Source organism: Variovorax sp. LjRoot290, assembly GCF_964253985.1.
Taxonomy (GTDB): Bacteria; Pseudomonadota; Gammaproteobacteria; order Burkholderiales; family Burkholderiaceae_C; genus Variovorax.
In genome coordinates this window covers 3030586-3049483 of sequence record NZ_CAXURW020000001.1, presented here as the reverse complement: position 1 = coordinate 3049483, position 18898 = coordinate 3030586, and the positions used below count along the sequence as shown (strand labels likewise).

At 65.7% G+C, this 18898-nt stretch carries 18 protein-coding genes; 8 read left to right on the top strand and 10 right to left on the bottom strand.

Features of this window, described 5'->3' with window-relative positions:
* Position 1: 1 nt before the first annotated feature.
* The 6 genes from ACSQ9A_RS15180 to ACSQ9A_RS15155 form a co-directional block, all read right to left on the bottom strand.
* Entirely contained in the window at positions 2 to 592 is a 591-nt protein-coding gene (locus tag ACSQ9A_RS15180; RefSeq protein ID WP_093108836.1) for a TIGR00730 family Rossman fold protein, read from the bottom strand.
* A 40-nt stretch (positions 593 to 632) separates the two neighbouring features.
* Positions 633 to 1031, bottom strand: coding sequence for a diacylglycerol kinase (locus tag ACSQ9A_RS15175; protein ID WP_093108835.1), 399 nt, complete (start codon positions 1029 to 1031; stop codon positions 633 to 635).
* Positions 1028 to 1489 (bottom strand): RDD family protein, encoded by a 462-nt coding sequence (locus ACSQ9A_RS15170; RefSeq protein ID WP_436306301.1) that lies wholly within the window; start codon positions 1487 to 1489, stop codon positions 1028 to 1030. Before ACSQ9A_RS15170 ends, ACSQ9A_RS15175 begins: the two co-directional genes overlap by 4 nt.
* Before the next feature lie 120 nt (positions 1490 to 1609).
* Positions 1610 to 2416 (bottom strand): DUF3106 domain-containing protein, encoded by an 807-nt coding sequence (locus tag ACSQ9A_RS15165; protein ID WP_436304214.1) that lies wholly within the window; start codon positions 2414 to 2416, stop codon positions 1610 to 1612.
* 13 nt (positions 2417 to 2429) lie between these two features.
* Positions 2430 to 2855: a DUF3619 family protein gene (locus ACSQ9A_RS15160; RefSeq protein ID WP_436304213.1), complete on the bottom strand. Its 426-nt coding sequence runs from the start codon at positions 2853 to 2855 to the stop codon at positions 2430 to 2432.
* Positions 2852 to 3418 (bottom strand): RNA polymerase sigma factor, encoded by a 567-nt coding sequence (locus ACSQ9A_RS15155; RefSeq protein ID WP_093108831.1) that lies wholly within the window; start codon positions 3416 to 3418, stop codon positions 2852 to 2854. The genes ACSQ9A_RS15160 and ACSQ9A_RS15155 overlap by 4 nt, the downstream gene beginning before the upstream one ends.
* Before the next feature lie 286 nt (positions 3419 to 3704).
* Here ACSQ9A_RS15155 and ACSQ9A_RS15150 point away from each other — a divergent pair, with 286 nt between their 5' ends.
* The 7 genes from ACSQ9A_RS15150 to ACSQ9A_RS15120 all read left to right on the top strand — a co-directional run bounded on the left by ACSQ9A_RS15150 (position 3705) and on the right by ACSQ9A_RS15120 (position 12801).
* Positions 3705 to 5480, top strand: coding sequence for an acetolactate synthase 3 catalytic subunit (locus ACSQ9A_RS15150; RefSeq protein ID WP_093108830.1), 1776 nt, complete (start codon positions 3705 to 3707; stop codon positions 5478 to 5480).
* Between the two features lie 127 nt (positions 5481 to 5607).
* A complete protein-coding gene (gene ilvN, locus ACSQ9A_RS15145) occupies positions 5608 to 6099 on the top strand; it encodes an acetolactate synthase small subunit (protein ID WP_093108829.1) in 492 nt (163 codons plus the stop codon).
* A 48-nt stretch (positions 6100 to 6147) separates the two neighbouring features.
* Entirely contained in the window at positions 6148 to 7164 is a 1017-nt protein-coding gene (gene ilvC, locus ACSQ9A_RS15140) for a ketol-acid reductoisomerase (protein WP_093108828.1), read from the top strand.
* A gap of 89 nt (positions 7165 to 7253) precedes the next feature.
* Positions 7254 to 8078, top strand: coding sequence for a CDP-diacylglycerol--serine O-phosphatidyltransferase (gene pssA / locus ACSQ9A_RS15135; RefSeq protein ID WP_093108827.1), 825 nt, complete (start codon positions 7254 to 7256; stop codon positions 8076 to 8078).
* Between the two features lie 180 nt (positions 8079 to 8258).
* A complete protein-coding gene (gene leuA / locus ACSQ9A_RS15130; protein ID WP_436304212.1) occupies positions 8259 to 9962 on the top strand; it encodes a 2-isopropylmalate synthase in 1704 nt (567 codons plus the stop codon).
* 17 nt (positions 9963 to 9979) lie between these two features.
* Positions 9980 to 11518, top strand: a complete 1539-nt coding sequence (locus ACSQ9A_RS15125; protein WP_093108825.1) for a 2-isopropylmalate synthase — start codon at positions 9980 to 9982, stop codon at positions 11516 to 11518.
* A 116-nt stretch (positions 11519 to 11634) separates the two neighbouring features.
* Positions 11635 to 12801, top strand: coding sequence for a serine hydrolase (locus tag ACSQ9A_RS15120; protein ID WP_436304211.1), 1167 nt, complete (start codon positions 11635 to 11637; stop codon positions 12799 to 12801).
* 18 nt (positions 12802 to 12819) lie between these two features.
* Here ACSQ9A_RS15120 and ACSQ9A_RS15115 read toward each other — a convergent pair whose 3' ends face one another.
* From ACSQ9A_RS15115 to aat, 3 genes are read right to left on the bottom strand one after another with little or no spacing between them, the layout of a single operon-like run.
* Entirely contained in the window at positions 12820 to 13614 is a 795-nt protein-coding gene (locus ACSQ9A_RS15115; RefSeq protein WP_436304210.1) for an IclR family transcriptional regulator, read from the bottom strand.
* Between the two features lie 30 nt (positions 13615 to 13644).
* Entirely contained in the window at positions 13645 to 14394 is a 750-nt protein-coding gene (locus tag ACSQ9A_RS15110) for an arginyltransferase (protein WP_436304209.1), read from the bottom strand.
* Positions 14391 to 15143, bottom strand: a complete 753-nt coding sequence (gene aat / locus ACSQ9A_RS15105) for a leucyl/phenylalanyl-tRNA--protein transferase (protein WP_436304208.1) — start codon at positions 15141 to 15143, stop codon at positions 14391 to 14393. The genes ACSQ9A_RS15110 and aat overlap by 4 nt, the downstream gene beginning before the upstream one ends.
* 115 nt (positions 15144 to 15258) lie before the next feature.
* On the opposite strand from aat, the gene ACSQ9A_RS15100 reads away from it, so the two are divergent.
* Positions 15259 to 17589, top strand: coding sequence for a xanthine dehydrogenase family protein molybdopterin-binding subunit (locus ACSQ9A_RS15100; protein ID WP_436304207.1), 2331 nt, complete (start codon positions 15259 to 15261; stop codon positions 17587 to 17589).
* Positions 17590 to 17595: 6 nt separating this feature from the next.
* On the opposite strand, the gene pobA is transcribed toward ACSQ9A_RS15100, so the two are convergent.
* A complete protein-coding gene (gene pobA, locus ACSQ9A_RS15095; RefSeq protein WP_436304206.1) occupies positions 17596 to 18777 on the bottom strand; it encodes a 4-hydroxybenzoate 3-monooxygenase in 1182 nt (393 codons plus the stop codon).
* Positions 18778 to 18898: the final 121 nt, after the last annotated feature.

Below are 18898 nucleotides of genomic sequence, written 5' to 3'. Positions count from 1 at the left end.
CTCAGAGCATCTCGGCGAGCTTGTCGCCACGCGGATGGCGGCCCGCTTCCTCGACCAGGGCTTCGAGCAGGGCCGGGGCTTCGCCGCCCGCTCGTATCAACCCCATCTGCCATTCGCCCATGAAGCCCTCGCGCACGCTGTGGGCAAGAAATTCGAGCAGGCCGGCGTAATAGCCCGCAACGTTCAGGATGCCGACCGGCTTGTCGTGGTAGCCGAGCTGGCGCCAAGTCCAGATCTCGAACAGTTCCTCGAAAGTGCCGATGCCGCCCGGCAGGGCGATGAAGGCGTCGGCGCGTTCGCCCATCATGGCCTTGCGCTCGTGCATGGTGTCGACGACGTGCAGCTCGTCGCACAGTGGGTTGGCGAGCTCCTTGTCGACCAGGGCCTTCGGAATGATGCCCACCACCCGGCCGCCCGCCGTGCGCGTGGCCTCCGCCACCGTGCCCATCAGGCCGGTGCGGCCGCCGCCATAGACCAGTTGGCCGCCGCGTTCGCCGATCCAGCGGCCGACCGCCTGGGCCACGGCCGCGAACTCGGTCCGCTCGCCGGGGCGCGAGCCGCAATAAACACAAATCGAGAAACGAGGAGTCATCCCCCGATCATGCCGCGATCGGATGACGCTCAGCTTGCATTCAGGTCGCGAAACGTTGCCACAACGCGGCCGCCCAGACGCCGCAGCACAGGACGATCGACAGCAGCACCGCGGCGCTGCCCAGGTCCTTGGCGTTCTTGGAAAAGGAGTGCCATTCCGGGCCCACGCGGTTGATGGCGGCTTCGATGCCGGTGTTGAGCAGCTCGACGATCAGCACCAGGATCACGGTCGCGGCAAGCAGCGACACCTCGACCCAGCTGTGGCCGACCCAGAACGCAGCCGGCAGCATGACGATGGCGCACAGGACTTCCTGGCGAAACGCGGCTTCGCCCCAGCCGGCGCGGAAGCCGTCGAGCGAGATCAGGGTGGCATGCCAGATGCGGTCCAGGCCGCGTCGCGACTTCTGCGGATTGACGGGGTCGTTGATGTTGGCGCTCATCTGCGGCTGAGAGGCTTGGAGGAAATCAGGCGGGTACCGGCCCAGGCATCGTGCCAGAACTGGCGCTCGGGGTGGAAGCGCGCGAGCAAGGCCCAGACGATAACCCAGCCGAAGATCAGTACGGAAGATTCGCCGCCGCCGAGGTCGAAGGGCGCGATGGCGGCGAGCGGCGGCAGGAACCAGACCCAGCTCAAGAGGTAGCGCAGCAGCGCGCGGCCCTGCGTGAGCGGTCGGCCGAGCCGGTCCACCACGCGGATGCCCCAGGTTTTCATGGCCAGCGTCTGGCCTTTGGACCAGAACCACACGAAATAGACGCCGAACACGACGAACAGGAAGGCCTGCAGCAGGTGCCGGCGCGAATCCATCGCATCACGCATCTGGCCGAGGGTGCTGAACAGCCAGCCGGCGACGAACACGACGGCGAAGAGCAGCATGCCCTCGTAGAGCCAGCAGGCCATGCGGCGCCACAGGCTGGGCGCGATCAGGGCGGTGGGTGCGATCGGTGCCGGTGTTTCGGCGAGAAGCGGTCGGCCGGGGCCGGACCCCTCGGGAGAACTGGAAGCCATCGACACCTTGAGTCAGGGCGCGGAGGAAGGTTGCTCGGAGACGCGCACCGGCGGCGCGGCAGAGGCGGATGTTTCGGCCGAGGGCGTCGAGGAAGGAGGCGGGATCTGGGCTTCGGCCGAAACGGGCGGAAAGGCAGGAGCCGCAGCTGGAGCGGGCGCCGGGGCCACGAGCTGCGGACGTACGGGCAACGGCGTGGACGGCGCCAGCTGGATTCGCGGCGTGTGTTGGCCGTCGGGCGCGACTGCGGGAAACGGCGCGAGCTTCTGGGGCGGCACCGGCCGGAACGTCGCGGCGGCGCCCGGCCGGGGCGTGGCGCGCTCGGCCAGCTTGCGTTTTTCTTCCTCGCTGAGCGCCTGATAGGCCTCCCACTTCGCCTTTCGCTCGTCGACCGGAACCTGCTTGACCTCGGCGAAATTGAACCTTGCCTGCGTTCGCTGGTGGTTGCTCAGTGCGGCCCATTCGATCATGCGGCTGTGCAGAATCTCCTGGTCGGCGGGTGGCAGCGCGGCGTAGTTGCGCGACAAGGCCAGCCATTTGCGCTTGTGGGGCTCGGTCAGGCCGTCCCAGTGGGGCGCCAGCGGCGCCAGGGCGCGCTGCTGGCGAGCGGTGAGGTCGCGCCACAGCGGCTTGGAGACGACTTGTTTCGCCGCCGGTACCGAGGCCGCCGGCGGTGCTTCCTTGACCTGCGCCTTGACTGGGAGCGCAGCGAAGCCCGAGGCCGCGAGCAGCAAGGCGGCGCCCACCCAGGCGACTGCGCCCGACGGGATCGGGCGCAGCAGGAGGAGCGCTTTCGCGCAGGAGAGAGGGCGATACGGCATGCGGGGCAGGCGATCAGCGCTCGGACGGGGCCTCGGTCTTCAGAAACTGGGCAAAACCGGGGTCCGTGTAAGCGGCGGGTGGCAGATCGTCGGTCAGCAGGGCCGAATCGAGCTCTGCCAACTCGTTGGCACGGTTGTCGTCTTGCATCGCGCTGATGACCAGGAGGCCCGCCACGAGGGCGATCAGCGGGACGACCGAGCCGATGCGCGTCCACCAGCCGGCCCCGAGCGTCGCCGTGCCGCCATTAGCCACGACCGCCGGTGCCGTACGGAGCTGCCGCACCACTTTGCGGCGCCCAACGGCCTGCACGCGGGCGGCGCGCAGGCGTTCACCGATTTCGTGCGGCAGTTCGAGATTGCCGGCCGAAAGCCGACCGGCCACCCGGCGACCGAATTCCTCCTCGGCCGCTTCAGGGGTGTGCGAAAACGTTGTACTCATAGCGAAATTCCCTTGGCCTTGAGCGCCTTGCTCAAGGCGTGCACAGCACGCGAACAGTGGGTCTTGACGCTGCCTTCGGAACAGCCCATGGCGGCGGCTGTCTCGGCGACGTCCATTTCTTCCCAGTAACGCATCAGGAAGGCCTCACGTTGACGACCCGGCAAAGCGGCGATTTGTTCCTCGATCGCATGAAAAATCTGTGCCCGCCGGGTGGTGTCCTCCGCGCTCTCGCTTTCCCGGGAGTCCGTCGGCATCACGAAGTGTTCGAGCAGGTCGAAGTCGCCGTTGTCGTCCACCGCCTCGAAATCGCTCAGGTTGGAGAACAGCGCCCGGCGGGTTTTCTGGCGGCGGAACCAGTCCAGGGTGCAGTTCGAGAGGATGCGCTGGAACAGGAGCGGCAACTCGTTGGGCGGCTTGTCGCCATAGTGCTCGGCCAGCTTCATCATGCTGTCCTGCACGATGTCGAGCGCCGCTTCCTCATCCCGCACGTGGTAGACCGAGCGCTTGAAAGCACGGCGTTCGACGCTTTTCAGGAAATCGGAGAGTTCTTGTTCTGTGGCCAAAGAGAGTCTGGCGCCGGGAAGGCGCCGCGTGGGGATGTGTCTCGGGGACGCGTGAGGTTTTTGTCGCCGCGGATTATGCCTGCGCCCCTGTGGCAGCCATGCGTCGCGCGGGGACCGCCAGTCCGGTGTCATAATCCGCGCTGCAAGTCAAAAGGCAAACGGGTCACGGTCCGGCGGTACGACAAGTCCGCCCATGGCTTTGGCCTCAAGTTTCGACGCGGCTTCACAAGAGCTTGCGAAGGAGCACCCAAGGTTTTTCGTTCCCGAAAAAACGCAAAGGTTCATCATGGAAATCTCGAAGGCGGAACTCGCTTCCGCAGCAGCCGTCACCGGCAGTCAAACGCAGGAACTCATGGGCGCCGAAGTGCTGGTCAAGGCACTGCAGGCCGAAGGCGTGAAGTACGTCTGGGGCTATCCCGGCGGCGCGGTTCTCTACATTTACGACGCGTTCTACAAACAGGACACGATCCAGCACGTGCTGGTGCGCCACGAGCAGGCCGCAGTCCACGCCGCCGACGGCTACGCACGCGCGACCGGCGACGTCGGCGTGGCGCTGGTGACCTCGGGGCCCGGCTTGACCAATGCGGTCACGGGTATTGCGACTGCTTACATGGACAGCATCCCGATGGTGATCATCTCGGGCCAGGTGCCGACGGCGGCGATCGGGCTCGACGCATTCCAGGAATGCGACACCGTGGGCATCACGCGGCCGATCGTCAAGCACAACTTCCTCGTCAAGGATCCCAAGGATCTGGCCATGACGATGAAAAAGGCCTTCCACATCGCGCGCAGCGGCCGTCCCGGCCCGGTGGTGGTGGATGTGCCGAAGGACGTGTCCTTCAAGAAGGTCAGCTACAACGGCTACCCCGACAAGGTCGAGATGCGCTCCTACAACCCGGTGCGCAAAGGCCATGGCGGCCAGATCCGCAAAGCGCTGCAGTTGCTGCTGAACGCCAAGCGACCCTACATCTACACCGGCGGCGGCGTGCTGCTCGGCAACGCCACGAACGAGCTGCGCACGCTGGTCGACATGCTCGGCTACCCGGTCACCAATACGCTGATGGGGCTCGGCGCCTATCCGGCCAGCGACCGCAAATTCCTCGGCATGCTGGGCATGCACGGCACCATCGAGGCCAACAACGCGATGCAGAACTGCGACGTGCTGCTGGCCGTCGGTGCGCGCTTCGACGACCGCGTGATCGGCAATCCGAAGCACTTCGCTCAGAACGAACGCAAGATCATCCACATCGACATCGACCCGTCGAGCATCTCGAAGCGCGTCCGGGTCGACATCCCGATCGTCGGCGACGTGAAGGATGTGCTGAGCGAGCTGATCTCGATGATCAAGGAGAGCAACACCAAGCCCGACGCGGCGGCGCTCTCCGGCTGGTGGGACACCATCGAGGGCTGGCGCAGCAAGGACTGCCTCAAGTACGACCGCGGCAACAAGGACGTGATCAAGCCGCAGTACGTGGTCGAGACCCTCTGGAACATGACCAAGGACGCCGACACGTACATCACCTCGGACGTCGGCCAGCACCAGATGTGGGCCGCCCAGTACTACCGCTTCGACGAGCCGCGGCGCTGGATCAATTCGGGCGGCCTGGGCACCATGGGCGTGGGCATCCCCTACGCGATGGGCATCAAGCTCGCCAAACCCGAGTCGGAAGTGTTCTGCATCACGGGCGAAGGCTCGGTGCAGATGTGCATCCAGGAACTCTCGACCTGCCTGCAGTACAACACGCCGATCAAGATCTGCTCGCTCAACAACCGCTATCTCGGCATGGTGCGGCAATGGCAGGAGATCGAGTATTCGGGCCGCTACAGCCACAGCTACATGGATGCGCTGCCCAATTTCGTCAAACTGGCCGAGGCCTACGGCCACGTCGGCATGCTGATCGAACGCCCGCAGGACGTGGAGCCCGCGCTGCGCGAGGCGCGCAAGCTCAAGGACCGCACCGTGTTCATGGATTTCCGCACCGACCCCACCGAGAACGTGTTCCCGATGGTCAAGGCCGGCATGGGCATCACCGAGATGCTCCTCGGTTCGGAAGACCTGTAAACAGACGATAAGCCGATCCGCGATGCGGACCGGCCCTTCATTAACTTTTTCGGATCAATCTATTGTCCGTCGAGCCTGCGCATTACCGTGTGCGGGGGAGGGCGGCGAAAAGAGGAGTCCTGCTGACATGAAACACATCATTGCCGTGCTGCTCGAAAACGAGCCCGGTGCACTCTCCCGCGTCGTGGGCCTGTTCTCGGCCCGTGGCTACAACATTGAATCGCTGACCGTCGCGCCCACTGAAGACGCGAGCCTGTCGCGCATGACCATCGTCACGGCCGGTTCCGACGACGTGATCGAGCAGATCACCAAGCACCTGAACCGCCTGATCGAAGTCGTCAAGGTCGTCGACCTGACCGAAGGCGCCTACACCGAGCGCGAGCTCATGATGGTGAAGGTGCGCGCGGTCGGCAAGGAGCGCGAAGAGATGATGCGCATGGCGGAAATCTTCCGCGGCCGCATCATCGACGTAACCGACAAGAGCTACACCATCGAGCTCACCGGCGACCACGGCAAGAACGACGCCTTTCTCGAGGCCATCGACCGCGGCGCCATTCTCGAAACCGTTCGCACCGGCGCCAGCGGCATCGGCCGCGGTGAACGCGTCCTGCGCGTCTGACACAAAGCCCGTTTCACATCCCACCGAATCTACGAAGGAGCAACCATCATGAAGGTCTATTACGACAAGGACGCCGATCTGAGCCTCATCAAGGGCAAGACGGTCGCGATCATCGGCTACGGCAGCCAGGGTCATGCGCACGCGCAGAACCTCAACGACAGCGGCGTGAAGGTCGTCGTCGGCCTGCGCAAGGGCGGCGCTTCCTGGCCCAAGGTCGAGAAGGCCGGCCTCAAGGTCGCCGAAGTGGCGGACGCCGTGAAGTCGGCCGACGTGGTCATGATCCTCTTGCCCGACGAGCAGATCGCCAACGTCTACAAGAACGACGTCGCTCCGAACATCAAGCAGGGCGCTTCGCTCGTGTTCGCGCACGGCTTCAACGTGCACTACGGCTTCGTGCAGCCGCGCGCCGACCTCGACGTCTGGATGGTCGCCCCCAAGGCCCCCGGCCACACCGTGCGCAGCACCTACACGCAGGGCGGCGGCGTGCCGCACCTGATCGCGGTGCACGCCGACAGGACCGGCAAGGCGCGCGATCTGGCCCTGTCCTACGCCACCGCCAACGGTGGCGGCAAGGCCGGCATCATCGAAACCAACTTCCGCGAAGAGACCGAGACCGATCTGTTCGGCGAACAGGCCGTGCTCTGCGGCGGTACCGTCGAGTTGATCAAGGCCGGTTTCGAGACGCTGGTGGAAGCCGGCTACGCGCCCGAGATGGCCTACTTCGAGTGCCTGCACGAGCTGAAGCTGATCGTCGACCTGATCTATGAAGGCGGCATCGCCAACATGAACTACTCGATCTCGAACAACGCCGAGTACGGCGAGTACGTGACGGGTCCGCGCATCGTGACCGACGAAACCAAGAAGGTCATGAAGCAGGTCTTGAAGGACATCCAGACCGGCGAATACGCCAAGAGCTTCGTGCTGGAGAACGCGGGCGGTGCGCCCACGCTGATCAGCCGCCGTCGCCTGAATTCCGAGCATCAAATCGAGGTGGTCGGCGAGAAGCTGCGCGCGATGATGCCCTGGATCAAGAAGAACAAGCTGGTCGACCAGACCCGCAACTGATCCGGCTTTCGCCTCGACAAGGGCCACCCGCGCGGTGGCCCTTTTTCTTTGATGCCGCGCGAGCGGCTGAACTACACTGCCACCGATCCATGCATGACGACACGCTCCCCGACGAAGTTGCGCCGCGCAAGCGCCGCAAGGGCATCTACATCCTGCCGAACCTGTTCACGCTGGCGGCGCTTTTCGGCGGCTTCTATTCGGTGGTGATGGCCATGAATGCGCGCTTCGATCTCGCGGCGCTCGGTGTGTTCGCCGCCATGATCCTTGACAGCCTCGACGGCCGCGTCGCGCGCATGACCAACACCCAGAGCGCCTTCGGCGAACAGATGGATTCGCTGTCCGACATGGTGTCCTTCGGCGCCGCGCCGGCCTTGATCGCCTACGAATGGTCGCTCAAGGGCCTCGGCCGCTGGGGCTGGATCGCGGCATTCGTCTACTGCGCCTGCGCGGCCTTGCGCTTGGCGCGTTTCAACGTCAACACCGGCGTGGTCGACAAGCGCTGGTTCCAGGGCTTGCCCTCGCCGGCGGCGGCGGCCTTGGTGGCCGGCTTCATCTGGCTCATGACCGACTGGGGCAAGCGCGGCGGCGAGGTGCTGTATCTCTCCTGGCATCAGATCACCTGGATCACCTTCGGCTTCACGCTCTATGCGGGCCTGTCGATGGTGACCAACGCGCCGTTCTACAGCTTCAAGGACATCCAGGTGAAGAAGAGCGTGCCATTTGCCGTGATCGTGCTGATCGCGCTCGCCATCGCAGTCGTCAATATCCATCCGCCGACGGTGCTGTTCGGCATCTTCGTGGCCTACGGATTGAGTGGCTACGCGGTCTATGGCTGGCGCAAAGCCAAGGGCCAGCATGTGAGCGTGATCAGCACCTCGACCGACGAGCCCGACGAGCGCGGCCTGCACAAGTGATTCGGGCTGTGCTACATTCCCCGCTCCCATGAACAAGATTTCGCTGGCCCTACTACTGATCCCCTACGGGCGGAGTCGGTAGCGCACGCGCAAATCCCTGACCACGGCCCGTTCGCACCAGCAACGGGCCGTTTGTTTTGGGGTTGCTGGTTGATCCTCCAACCAAGCGAGAAATACCAGATGTTGAAGCAACCCGACCGCAAGTACCGCGCCTTTGCACCCATCGGCCTCAAGGACCGCACCTGGCCCGATGCCGTGCTGACCCAGGCTCCGATCTGGCTGTCGACCGACCTGCGCGACGGTAACCAGGCGCTGGTGGAGCCGATGGACATCGCTCGCAAGATGCGCATGTTCGAGATGCTGGTGGCGATCGGGTTCAAGGAGATCGAGGTCGGCTTTCCTTCGGCCTCGCAGGTCGAGTTCGATTTCGTGCGCAAGCTGATCGAGGAAGACCGCATTCCCGACGATGTGACGATCCAGGTGCTCACGCAGGCTCGCGACCACCTGATCGAGCGCACCTTCGAATCGCTGCAAGGCGCACCGCGCGCGATCGTGCACCTCTACAACGCCGTGGCGCCGGTCATGCGTCGCGTGGTGCTCGGCATGGACGAAGACCAGATCGTCGAGCTGGCGACCACGCATGCGCGCATGTTCAACGAGCTCGCCGCCAAGCAGCCGGCGACCGAGTGGACCTTCCAGTACTCGCCGGAAATGTTCTCCGGCACCGAACTCGCTTTCTCCAAGCGGGTGGTGGATGCGGTCACCGAAGTCTGGGCGCCGACGCCCGAGCGCAAGTGCATCGTCAACCTGCCGTCGACGGTCGAGCATTCGACGCCGAACATCTTCGCGGACATGATCGAATGGATGCACCGCCACCTCGCACGCCGCGATGCGATCGTGCTGTCGGTGCATCCGCACAACGACCGCGGCACGGGCACAGCGGCCGGCGAGTTCGCGCTGATGGGGGGAGCAGACCGGATCGAAGGCTGCCTGTTCGGCAACGGCGAGCGCACCGGCAATCTCGACCTGGTGAACGTGGCGCTCAACCTCTACACGCAAGGCGTATCGCCCGGACTCGACTTCTCGAACATCGACGAGATCCGCACGGCCGTCGAGCATTGCAATCAATTGCCGGTGCATCCGCGCCATCCGTACGTGGGCGATCTGGTCTACACCTCCTTCTCCGGTTCGCATCAGGATGCCATCAGGAAGGCCTTCGCCGCGCGCAAGGACGGCGACATCTGGGACATGCCTTACCTGCCGATCGATCCCAAGGACGTGGGCCGCAGCTACGAGGCCGTGATCCGCGTCAACAGCCAGTCGGGCAAGGGCGGCATCGCCTACCTGCTCGAAAGCGAGTACGGGCTTGAACTGCCGCGTCGCCTGCAGATGGAGTTCAGCCAGGCCGTCCAGCGCGTGATGGACGTTGCCGGAAAGGAGCTCACGGCGGCCGACCTCTGGCAGCTGTTCGAGCGCGAATACCGCATCCAGGGCGAGACGGGCCCGCAGCACCGCGTGCTCGAAGAGCATGGCGAGGGTGCCGACGCGTCCGTGGTGCTGCGCGCCGACCTGCCGTGGGAGGGTGAAACTCGAAAGATCGAAGGCCGCGGCAACGGGCCCATCGATGCCTTCATCCATGCTTTGGCCGGCGCCACCGGGCACTCGATCCGCGTGATCGACTATCACCAGCATGCGATCGGCGCCGGGGCCGATGCGCAGGCGGTGGCCTATCTCGAACTGCGGGTCGACGAGGCGCAGACCCTGTTCGGCGTCGGCATGGACGCGAACATCATCTCGGCTTCGCTCAAGGCGATCGTTTCGGGCCTCGAGCGGGCCCGGGCACGGGGCGCACGCAGCGCACAATCCATGGCTGAAGCCGCCTGACAAGAAGGAGATCCACGATGGCCGACAAACTCATCATTTTCGACACCACCTTGCGCGACGGCGAGCAGTCGCCGGGTGCCTCGATGACCAAGGACGAAAAGCTGCGCATCGCGCGCCAGCTCGAGCGCCTGCGGGTCGACGTCATCGAGGCGGGCTTTCCGGCCAGTTCGAACGGTGATTTCGAAGCCGTGATGGCGATCGCCAACGCGATCAAGGAGTCGACGGTGTGCGGCCTGTCGCGAGCCAACGACCGCGACATCTCGCGCGCGGCCGAAGCCTTGAAGGGCGCGGCCAGCGGCCGCATCCACACCTTCATCGCGACCTCGCCGCTGCACATGGAGAAGAAGCTGCGCATGTCGCCCGACGAAGTGTTCGAGCAGGCCAAGCTTGCCGTGCGTTTCGCGCGCAACCTGGTGGGCGACGTCGAGTTCAGCCCGGAGGACGGCTACCGCAGCGACGTCGACTTCCTGTGCCGCGTGCTGGAAGCCGTCATCCACGAGGGCGCGACCACCATCAACGTGCCCGACACCGTCGGCTACGCGGTGCCGGAGCTCTACGGCAACTTCATCAAGACACTGCGCGAACGCATCCCGAACAGCGACAAGGCCGTCTGGTCCGTGCACTGCCACAACGACCTGGGCATGGCGGTCGCCAACTCGCTGGCGGGCGTGAAGATCGGCGGCGCGCGGCAGGTCGAGTGCACCATCAACGGCCTTGGCGAGCGTGCCGGCAACTGCTCGCTCGAAGAGATCGTGATGGCCGTGAAGACACGAAAGGACTACTTCGGCCTCGATCTCGGCATCGACACCCGACACATCTTGGCCGCCAGCCGCATGGTCAGCCAGACCACCGGTTTCGTGGTGCAGCCCAACAAGGCGGTGGTAGGCGCCAATGCCTTCGCCCACGCATCGGGCATCCACCAGGATGGCGTGCTCAAGGCGCGCGACACTTACGAGATCATGCGCGCCGAGGATGTGGGCTGGACCGCCAACAAGATCGTGCTCGGCAAGCTGAGCGGCCGCAACGCCTTCAAGCAGCGCCTGCAGGAGCTCGGCGTAACGATGGAGAGCGAGGCCGACATCAACGCCGCGTTCGCGCACTTCAAAGAACTCGCCGATCGAAAAAGTGAAATATTTGACGAAGATATCCTTGCACTTGTAAGCGCCGAGGAGCATTCGCACGTTGCGGAGCAGTTTAGTTTTGTATCCTTGTCGCAGCACAGCGAAACCGGCGAGCGGCCCCAGGCGCGAATCGTTTTCACGGTGCATGGCAAGGAGGTCACGAGCGAGTCGGATGGCAATGGCCCGGTTGATGCTTCGCTGAAGGCCATCGAGGCCCACGTGAAGAGCGGGGCGGAGATGGTGCTGTATTCGGTCAATGCCATCAGCGGATCGACGGAGAGTCAGGGCGAAGTCACGGTGCGTTTGCAGAATGCGGGCCGGGTCGTCAATGGCGTGGGGGCCGATCCGGACATCGTGGTGGCATCGGCCAAGGCTTATTTGAGTGCGCTCAACAAGTTACAGAGCCAAGCTGAGAGAGTGGCGGCACAAGGTTAGTTCTTGCGACGGATCCTTTGGTTCTAATGAAGAAAGGGATGCAAGTAACTGATATTGCGTGCCTTTTTTGATTTGGATACACTGCGGTTTCTATTCGTCCCGCTGGAGAGTTTTTGATGCCCGAAGCCCGTTCCTGCCGAGTTTCCAGCCAGCGGTTTCTTCCTGCATTCCGCCTCATCGCCGTCGCGCTCTGCGCCACGGCGTTTTTGCTGCCCGCAGCAGAGGCAGCCAAGAAGCCGCCGGCAGGCAAGAAGGTCCAGCAGGTGAGTGCCGACAGCAAGCGCAGCAGCGCCAAGTCGGCATCGAAACACAGCGTCAAGGATGACGACAAGGCCGACCGCGTCGTGAGCGGCGGGCGCAACGTGGTGGCTTCGATCCGCAAGCGGGGCGGCAAGACGGTGGTGGCGGTGCAGCGGCGGTCGGTGGTGCGTGTGGTCGAGGCGCGGCAGTCTTTCGGCCAGCTGGCCGGCCTGCACAGCACCGAAGATGCGCTCGACCTGAAATCCAGCGTCGCGCTGGTGATCGACCAAGACACGCGCGAAGTGCTCTTCAGCAAGAACGACCACGCAGTGCTGCCCATCGCTTCGCTGACCAAGCTCATGACGGGGTTGATCATCAGCGAGGCGCGCCTTCCTTCCGACGAACTGATCACCATCAGCCAGGATGACGTCGACACCGAAAAAGGAAGCCGCTCACGCCTGACGGTCGGCACCACGCTGCCGCGCGGCGAACTTCTGCACCTGGCATTGATGTCGAGCGAAAACCGCGCGGCGCACGCGCTCGGGCGCACCTATCCGGGCGGCCTCGCCACCTTCGTGAGCGTCATGAACGCCAAGGCCAAGATGCTCGGCATGAAGGACACGCGCTACGTCGAGCCCACCGGGCTCTCGAGCCGCAATCAGTCGAGTGCGCAAGACCTGGCCCTGCTGGTCAATGCCGCCTATGCCGACGCCACGGTGCGCCAGCTCTCCACCTCGCCCGAGTACCAGGTCGAAGTCGGCAGCCGCGTGCTGCAGTACAACACCACGAATCGCCTGGTCAAGAATCCGGACTGGGACATCGGCGTGCAGAAGACCGGCTACATCTCGGAAGCCGGCCAATGCCTCGTGATGCAGACCAAGATCGCCGGGCGCAAGCTGATCATGGTGTTCCTCGACTCGGCCGGCAAGTTCGGCCGCATCGGCGATGCCGAGCGCGTTCGCCGCTGGGTCGAAGCCACCCACAACATGGTGAATCCGGCTGCGCAGCAGCAGCAGGCCGTCGCAACGCACGTTGCGGGCTGAGCCGCGCCGGCCTGGCGATCAGGCCGAAGCGGGCGTGTTCGCGTTGTAGCCGAGCGCGCTCGAGATTTCGTTGGCGGTGGCCTGCAGTTTCGGCAGCCACCCGTCGTCGAGCCGGTCTGCCGGCGCCGAGATCGACAACCCCGCAACCAGCTTGCCCTGATCGTCGTAGATGCCTGCGGCCATGCAGCGCACGCCGAGCTCGAGCTCCTCGTTGTCGCGGGCGATGCCGTACTGGCGCGCCTTGGAAAGTTCGCGCTCCAGCGCCGGCAGCTGCGTGATGCTGTTGCGCGTGTGGCCGGCCAGGCCGGTTCGCGTGGCGTAGCTGCGCACCCGCTGGGGTTCGTCGAGCGCGAGGAACAGCTTGCCGGTGGAAGTCAGGTGCAGCGGCGCCCGGCCGCCGATGGCGCGCACCACCTGCATGCCCGAGCGCTCGCTGTAGGCGCGCTCTATATAGACGATCTCGTCACCCTGCCGCATGCTGAGGTTCACCGGCTGCTGCGTGAGCTTGTGCAGTTCCCGCATCGGCGCCATCGCGGCATCGCGCACGTTGAGCCGACCCTTGACCAGGTTCCCGAGCTCCAGCAGGCGCATGCCGAGCCGGTAGCTGCCGGCCTCCGGCCGGTCGACGAAGCGGCCGACCGCCAGGTCGTTCAGGATGCGATGGGTGGTGGACGGGTGCAAGCCCGTCTTCTCGCTGATTTCCTTCAGAGAGATGGCTTCTTCCCGGGATGCCAAGACGTCGATCAGCGCGAACATGCGCTCGATCACTTGGATGACGGGCACGGCAGGAACGTCTGATTGGTGTTTTCTCATGGGCAACGCGGTGTGGAACCGGCTGCCATTTTACTTGGTGAAATGGGTCGGCGCTTGCCAGCGGCCGTCGATCAGCACTTCATGCGGGGCAAAACGGGCCTTGTAGTTCATCTTGGCGCTGCCCTCGATCCAGTAGCCGAGATAGACGTGGGCGAGGCCCAGCTTGCGGGCCTGCTCGATCTGCCACAGCACGCTGTAGTTGCCGTAGCCCGCGCCCGCCTCGGGCTCGTAGAAGGTGTAGACCGCAGAGATTCCGTCGTTCAGCACGTCGAGGATCGACACCATCTTCAAGGCGCCCGCGCTGCCGTCCGGCCGGGTTTCGCGAAACTCCACCAGCCGCGAGTTGACCCTGCTTTGCAGCAGGAACTGGGTGTACTGGTCGATGCTGTCGTGATCCATGCCGCCGCCGGCATGGCGGCCGTTCTGGTAGCGCAGGTAGAGCTGGTAGTGCTCGGGCACGAAGCAGAGCTTGAGCACGCGGGCCTGCAGATCGGCATGGCGTGCCAAGGCACGGCGCTGGCTGCGATTGGGCTTGAACTCGCTCGCCAGTACGCGCAGCGGTATGCAGGCGCTGCAGCCGTCGCAATGCGGCCTGTAGGTGAACATTCCGCTGCGCCGGAAGCCGGCGAGCACCAGGTCCGAGTACGCGTCGTTGTGGATCAGGTGGCTCGGCGTCGCGACCTGCGAGCGCGCCTGCCTGTCCGGCAGGTAGCTGCACGGATAGGGCGCTGTCGCGTAGAACTGCAGCGTGTGGAGCGGGAGATCCTTGAGGTGCGTCACGTCGTGAAGGAAAGTCGCGCAGGCAGGAGTTCGGACCAGTATACGGGCTCGAAACGCCACGCCGGGCCTGCTTGCAGGCGTGCGTCGGCCACATGCGACAGGAAACGTTCGCGCGGCACCTCGTGTGCGCCCAGGCTGGCCAGGTGGCCCGTGTTCTGCTGGCAATCGATCATCGCGATCCCGTGCCGCCGGCAGAACGAGACCAGGGCCGCCAGCGCGATCTTGGAAGCGTCGGGCCGGCGGGCGAACATCGATTCGCCGAAGACTGCGCGGCCGATTGCCACGCAGTACAGGCCGCCCGCGAGTTCGCCGTCGATCCAGGTTTCGACGCTGTGCGCATGGCCGGCGCGGTGCAGATCCGTGTAGGCGCGCACCATCTCGGGCAGGATCCAGGTGCCGGTCTGGCCGACTCGCGGCGCCTGCGAGCAGGCATCGATCACCGTCTCAAAACGGTGGTCGATGCGGATTTCGCAGCCCGCGGTGGCGCGGAAACGCTCCAGCGTCTTGCGCAGCGAACGGTGGAGCCTGAAGCCGGCGGTTTCGAGCACCATTCGCGGATCCGGGCTCCACCAGAGGATCGGCTGGCCCTCGCTGAACCACGGGAAGATGCCGTTGGCGTAGGCGTGAAGGAGGCTGGCGACATCGAGCCCGCCACCTGCGGCCAGAAGGCCGGGCACGGGGTCGGATTCGCCCCAGGCCGAATCGGCATCGGGCAGGGGGTCACCAGGGGCAAGCCAGGGCAGTTGCATGGTCGAAGGTATACACGGCTTCCGCAGACGCGTTGTCGTCGCAAGCCGAATTTGCCTGAAGCCCCTATAGTCGTTCCCGCATTCGCAGCCATCGCTCAAAGCAAAAAGGACCACGGTGAGCACAGAAACCAATCCCATGCGCTTCGGCAGCGGCCAAGCCGTTCGACGACTCGAAGATGAAAGCCTCCTGGCCGGCGCCGGGCGTTTCACCGACGACGTCACGCTACCGAATCAGACCTTTCTGGCCTTCGTCCGTTCCCCGTATCCGCACGCGCGGCTGGCGTCGGTCGACACCGCGTCGGCCGCCGCCATGCCAGGCGTGCTGCGCATCCTCACCGGTGCGGAGCTGCACGGCGCCGGCGTCAAGCCCCTGCCGGGCGCCGCGGGCTTCACGCGCGCCGACGGCACCGACTGCGCGGCGCCGCCGCGGCATGTGCTGGCGCTCGACCGGGTTCGTTTCGTCGGCGAGCCGGTCGCTGCCGTGATCGCTGAAACCGCGCGCGAGGCGCGCGATGCGGCCGAGGCGGTGATGGTCGACTACGAAGCGCTGCCGATGGTGGTCGACCTCGCCGGCGCGACGGCGGATGGCGCGCCCCTGGTTTGGGACGAGGCCACCGGCAACATCGCCGCCGAGATGCGCCACGGCAGCAGGGAAGCGACGAGCGCCGCCTTCGCCAAGGCCAGCCACGTGGTCGCGCTCGACGTCGTCAACCAGCGGGTGGTCGCGCTCACGATCGAGCCGCGCTCGGTGCTGGCCGATTTCGACGCCGCCTCGGAACGGATCACCCTGCGCATGAGCACCCAGATGCCCTCGGGCGTGCGCAATTCGGTCTGCGACGCGATCGGCCTGCCCAAGGAGCAGGTGCGCGTGGTGGTGGGCGATGTCGGCGGCGGCTTTGGCATGAAGACCAGCGCCTATCCGGAAGACATCGTCGTGGCCTTTGCCGCGCGCGCGGTGCGGCGGCCGGTGAAGTGGGTGGCCGACCGCAGCGAGGAATTCCTTTCGAGCTGGCATGGCCGCGACATCGAGGCCCATGCGGAGCTGGCGCTCGACGCCAGGGGCAAGATTCTCGGGCTGCGCATCAGGACCCTGGCCAACGTCGGCGCCTACGCGGGCGGCACCGGCGTCGTGATCCAGCTCCTGATCGGCCCCTGGGTGCAGACCAGCGTCTACGACATCCAGACCATCGACTTCCATTTCCATGCGGTGCTGACCCATACCGCGCCGACGGGCGCCTACCGGGGCGCCGGCCGGCCGGAGGCGATCTACACCATCGAGCGGCTGATGGACGAGGCCGCGCGCCAGACCGGCATCGACCGCATCGAGCTGCGCCGGCGCAACTTCATCCAGCCGGCGCAGATGCCCTACACGAACCCGATGCAGCAGACCTACGACACCGGCAAGTTCGAGTCGGTGATGGACCAGGCGCTGAAGCTGGCCGATTGGCAGGGATTCGATGCGCGCGCGGCGCAGTCCAAGCGCCAGGGCCGGTTGCGCGGGCTCGGCATCGCCACCTTCCTCGAATGGACCGGCGGCAACGTGTTCGAGGAGCGCGTGACGGTCTCGGTGCAGGCCGACGGCGTCATCGAGGTGTTCTCCGCCGTCAACGCCATGGGGCAGGGCATCGCGACCACGCTGGCGCAACTGGCGGTCGATGCCTTCGGCGTGCCGATCGAGAAAGTGCGCATCGTGCTGGGCGACACCGACCGCGGCGACGGCTTCGGCAGCGCCGGCTCGCGTTCGCTCTTCACCGGCGGCTCGGCCGTTCGCGTCGGTGCCGAGCGCACCATCGACAAGGCGAAGGCGCTTGCCGCGCAGGAGCTCGAAGTCGCGCCTGCCGACCTCAGCTACGCGGCCGGCGTTTTCAAGGTCGCCGGCACCGATCTGCAGCTCGACCTGTTCACCCTGGCCGGACGCCAGCCGGATCGGCAGATCTTCGTCGACTCCACCAGCGCCGTCGCCGGCCCGACCTGGCCCAACGGCTGCCACATCTGCGAGGTCGAGATCGACCCGCCCACCGGCGATGTGAGCGTGCTGGCCTATGCCTCGGTCAACGACGTCGGCCGCGTGGTCAACCCGATGATCGTTCGCGGCCAGCTCGAAGGCGGCGCCGTGCAGGGCATCGGCCAGGCGCTGTGCGAGCGCGTGGTCTACGACATCGAAACCGGCCAGCCGCTGACCGGCAGCCTGATGGACTACGCCGCGCCGCGAGCCGACATCATCGCCTCGATGTTCAAGACCGAGATGGACCAGAGCACGCCCTGCCTCAACAACCCGCTGGGCGTGAAGGGCGTGGGCGAGCTGGGCACCATCGGCGCCACGCCGGCAGTCGTCAATGCCGTGGCCGATGCGCTCGCGCGCAACGGCATGGCCGGGCTCACGCCTCGCCTGGACATGCCGCTCACGCCCGCGCGCATGTGGGCGCTCATGCAGCCGGGGCCCTGAAACGCTTCAGAACTCTTCCAGCGGCAGCCCCACGTAGTTCTCCGCCAGCGAGGTCGAGGCGGCGCGCGAGTGCACCAGGTAGTCGAGCTCGGCCTCCTGGATCTTCTGGCCGAACTCCCCGGTTTCCGGGAAGCGGTGCATCAGCGAGGTGAACCACCACGAGAAGCGCTCGGCCTTCCAGACCCGGCGCAGGCACAGGTCGGAGTAGCGGTCGAGCGCCGAGGCGCTGCGTTCGCGGTAGAAGATCTCGAAGGCGCGCGACAGGTAGCCAACGTCGGCCGTCGCCAGGTTCAGGCCCTTGGCGCCGGTCGGCGGCACGATATGGGCCGCGTCGCCGGCCAGGAACAGGCTGCCGAAGCGCATCGGTTCGGCCACGAAGCTGCGCAGCGGCGCGATGCTTTTTTCGAGCGAAGAGCCGGTCACGAGCCGCTCGCGCGCTTCGGGGTCGAGGCGCAGGCGCAGCTCGTTCCAGAACGCCTCGTCGCTCCAGTTCTCCACGCGCTCCTCGACCGGCACCTGCACGTAGTAGCGGCTGCGCGTGGCGCTGCGCATGCTGCACAGCGCGAAGCCGCGCGGCGTGTTGGCGTAGATCAGCTCGTGCGATAGCGGCGGCACATCGGCGAGCACGCCGAGCCAGCCGAAGGGATAGACCTTTTCGTAGGTGTGGATCGCCTGGGCCGGCACGCTGGCGCGGCTCACGCCGTGGTAGCCGTCGCAGCCGGCGATGAAGTCGCACTCGATCTCGTGCGTGGCACCGTCCTTCTCGTAGCGCACGCGGGGCTTCCCGGTGTCGAAGTCATGCAGGCTGACTGGCGAGGCGCCGTAGATGGTGGTCAGGCCCTCTGCCTCGCGCGCATTCATCAGATCGTGGGTCACCTCGGTCTGGCCATAGACCGTGACCTGCTTGCCGCCGGTCAGGCCATGCATGTCGATGCGATGGCGCGCGCCCTTGAACAGCAGCTCGATGCCTTCGTGCGGCAGGCCCTCGGCCTTGGCGCGCGCGTCGACGCCGGCGCGCTGGAGCAAGTCCATCGTGATCTGCTCCAGCACGCCGGCCCGGATGCGGCCCAGCACGTAGTCGCCGGTCTGGCGCTCGATGATGATGTTGTCGATGCCGGCCTTGTAGAGCAGCTGGCCGAGCAAGAGGCCGGCCGGGCCCGCGCCGATGATGGCGACCTGTGTGCGCATGCGTGTCTCCTGATTGCTTGGCCTCAAGCGTAGGACGATGCGGACTCCCCGGCTCGCCGCGATGCCATCCTCTGTGCGATGATGAGGCGGCCTGCGCGATGATCGCGCAACACTTCGCGCC

Excerpts from the sequence above, each read along its gene's own strand:
- ACSQ9A_RS15180 (WP_093108836.1), bottom strand. The coding sequence starts at position 592 with ATGACTCCTCGTTTCTCGATTTGTGTTTATTGCGGCTCGCGCCCCGGC.
- ACSQ9A_RS15175 (WP_093108835.1), bottom strand. The coding sequence starts at position 1,031 with ATGAGCGCCAACATCAACGACCCCGTCAATCCGCAGAAGTCGCGACGC.
- ACSQ9A_RS15170 (WP_436306301.1), bottom strand. The coding sequence starts at position 1,489 with ATGGCCTGCTGGCTCTACGAGGGCATGCTGCTCTTCGCCGTCGTGTTC.
- ACSQ9A_RS15165 (WP_436304214.1), bottom strand. The coding sequence starts at position 2,416 with ATGCCGTATCGCCCTCTCTCCTGCGCGAAAGCGCTCCTCCTGCTGCGC.
- ACSQ9A_RS15160 (WP_436304213.1), bottom strand. The coding sequence starts at position 2,855 with ATGAGTACAACGTTTTCGCACACCCCTGAAGCGGCCGAGGAGGAATTC.
- ACSQ9A_RS15150 (WP_093108830.1), top strand. The coding sequence starts at position 3,705 with ATGGAAATCTCGAAGGCGGAACTCGCTTCCGCAGCAGCCGTCACCGGC.
- ilvN (WP_093108829.1), top strand. The coding sequence starts at position 5,608 with ATGAAACACATCATTGCCGTGCTGCTCGAAAACGAGCCCGGTGCACTC.
- ilvC (WP_093108828.1), top strand. The coding sequence starts at position 6,148 with ATGAAGGTCTATTACGACAAGGACGCCGATCTGAGCCTCATCAAGGGC.
- pssA (WP_093108827.1), top strand. The coding sequence starts at position 7,254 with ATGCATGACGACACGCTCCCCGACGAAGTTGCGCCGCGCAAGCGCCGC.
- leuA (WP_436304212.1), top strand. The coding sequence starts at position 8,259 with ATGTTGAAGCAACCCGACCGCAAGTACCGCGCCTTTGCACCCATCGGC.
- ACSQ9A_RS15125 (WP_093108825.1), top strand. The coding sequence starts at position 9,980 with ATGGCCGACAAACTCATCATTTTCGACACCACCTTGCGCGACGGCGAG.
- ACSQ9A_RS15120 (WP_436304211.1), top strand. The coding sequence starts at position 11,635 with ATGCCCGAAGCCCGTTCCTGCCGAGTTTCCAGCCAGCGGTTTCTTCCT.
- ACSQ9A_RS15115 (WP_436304210.1), bottom strand. The coding sequence starts at position 13,614 with ATGAGAAAACACCAATCAGACGTTCCTGCCGTGCCCGTCATCCAAGTG.
- aat (WP_436304208.1), bottom strand. The coding sequence starts at position 15,143 with ATGCAACTGCCCTGGCTTGCCCCTGGTGACCCCCTGCCCGATGCCGAT.
- pobA (WP_436304206.1), bottom strand. The coding sequence starts at position 18,777 with ATGCGCACACAGGTCGCCATCATCGGCGCGGGCCCGGCCGGCCTCTTG.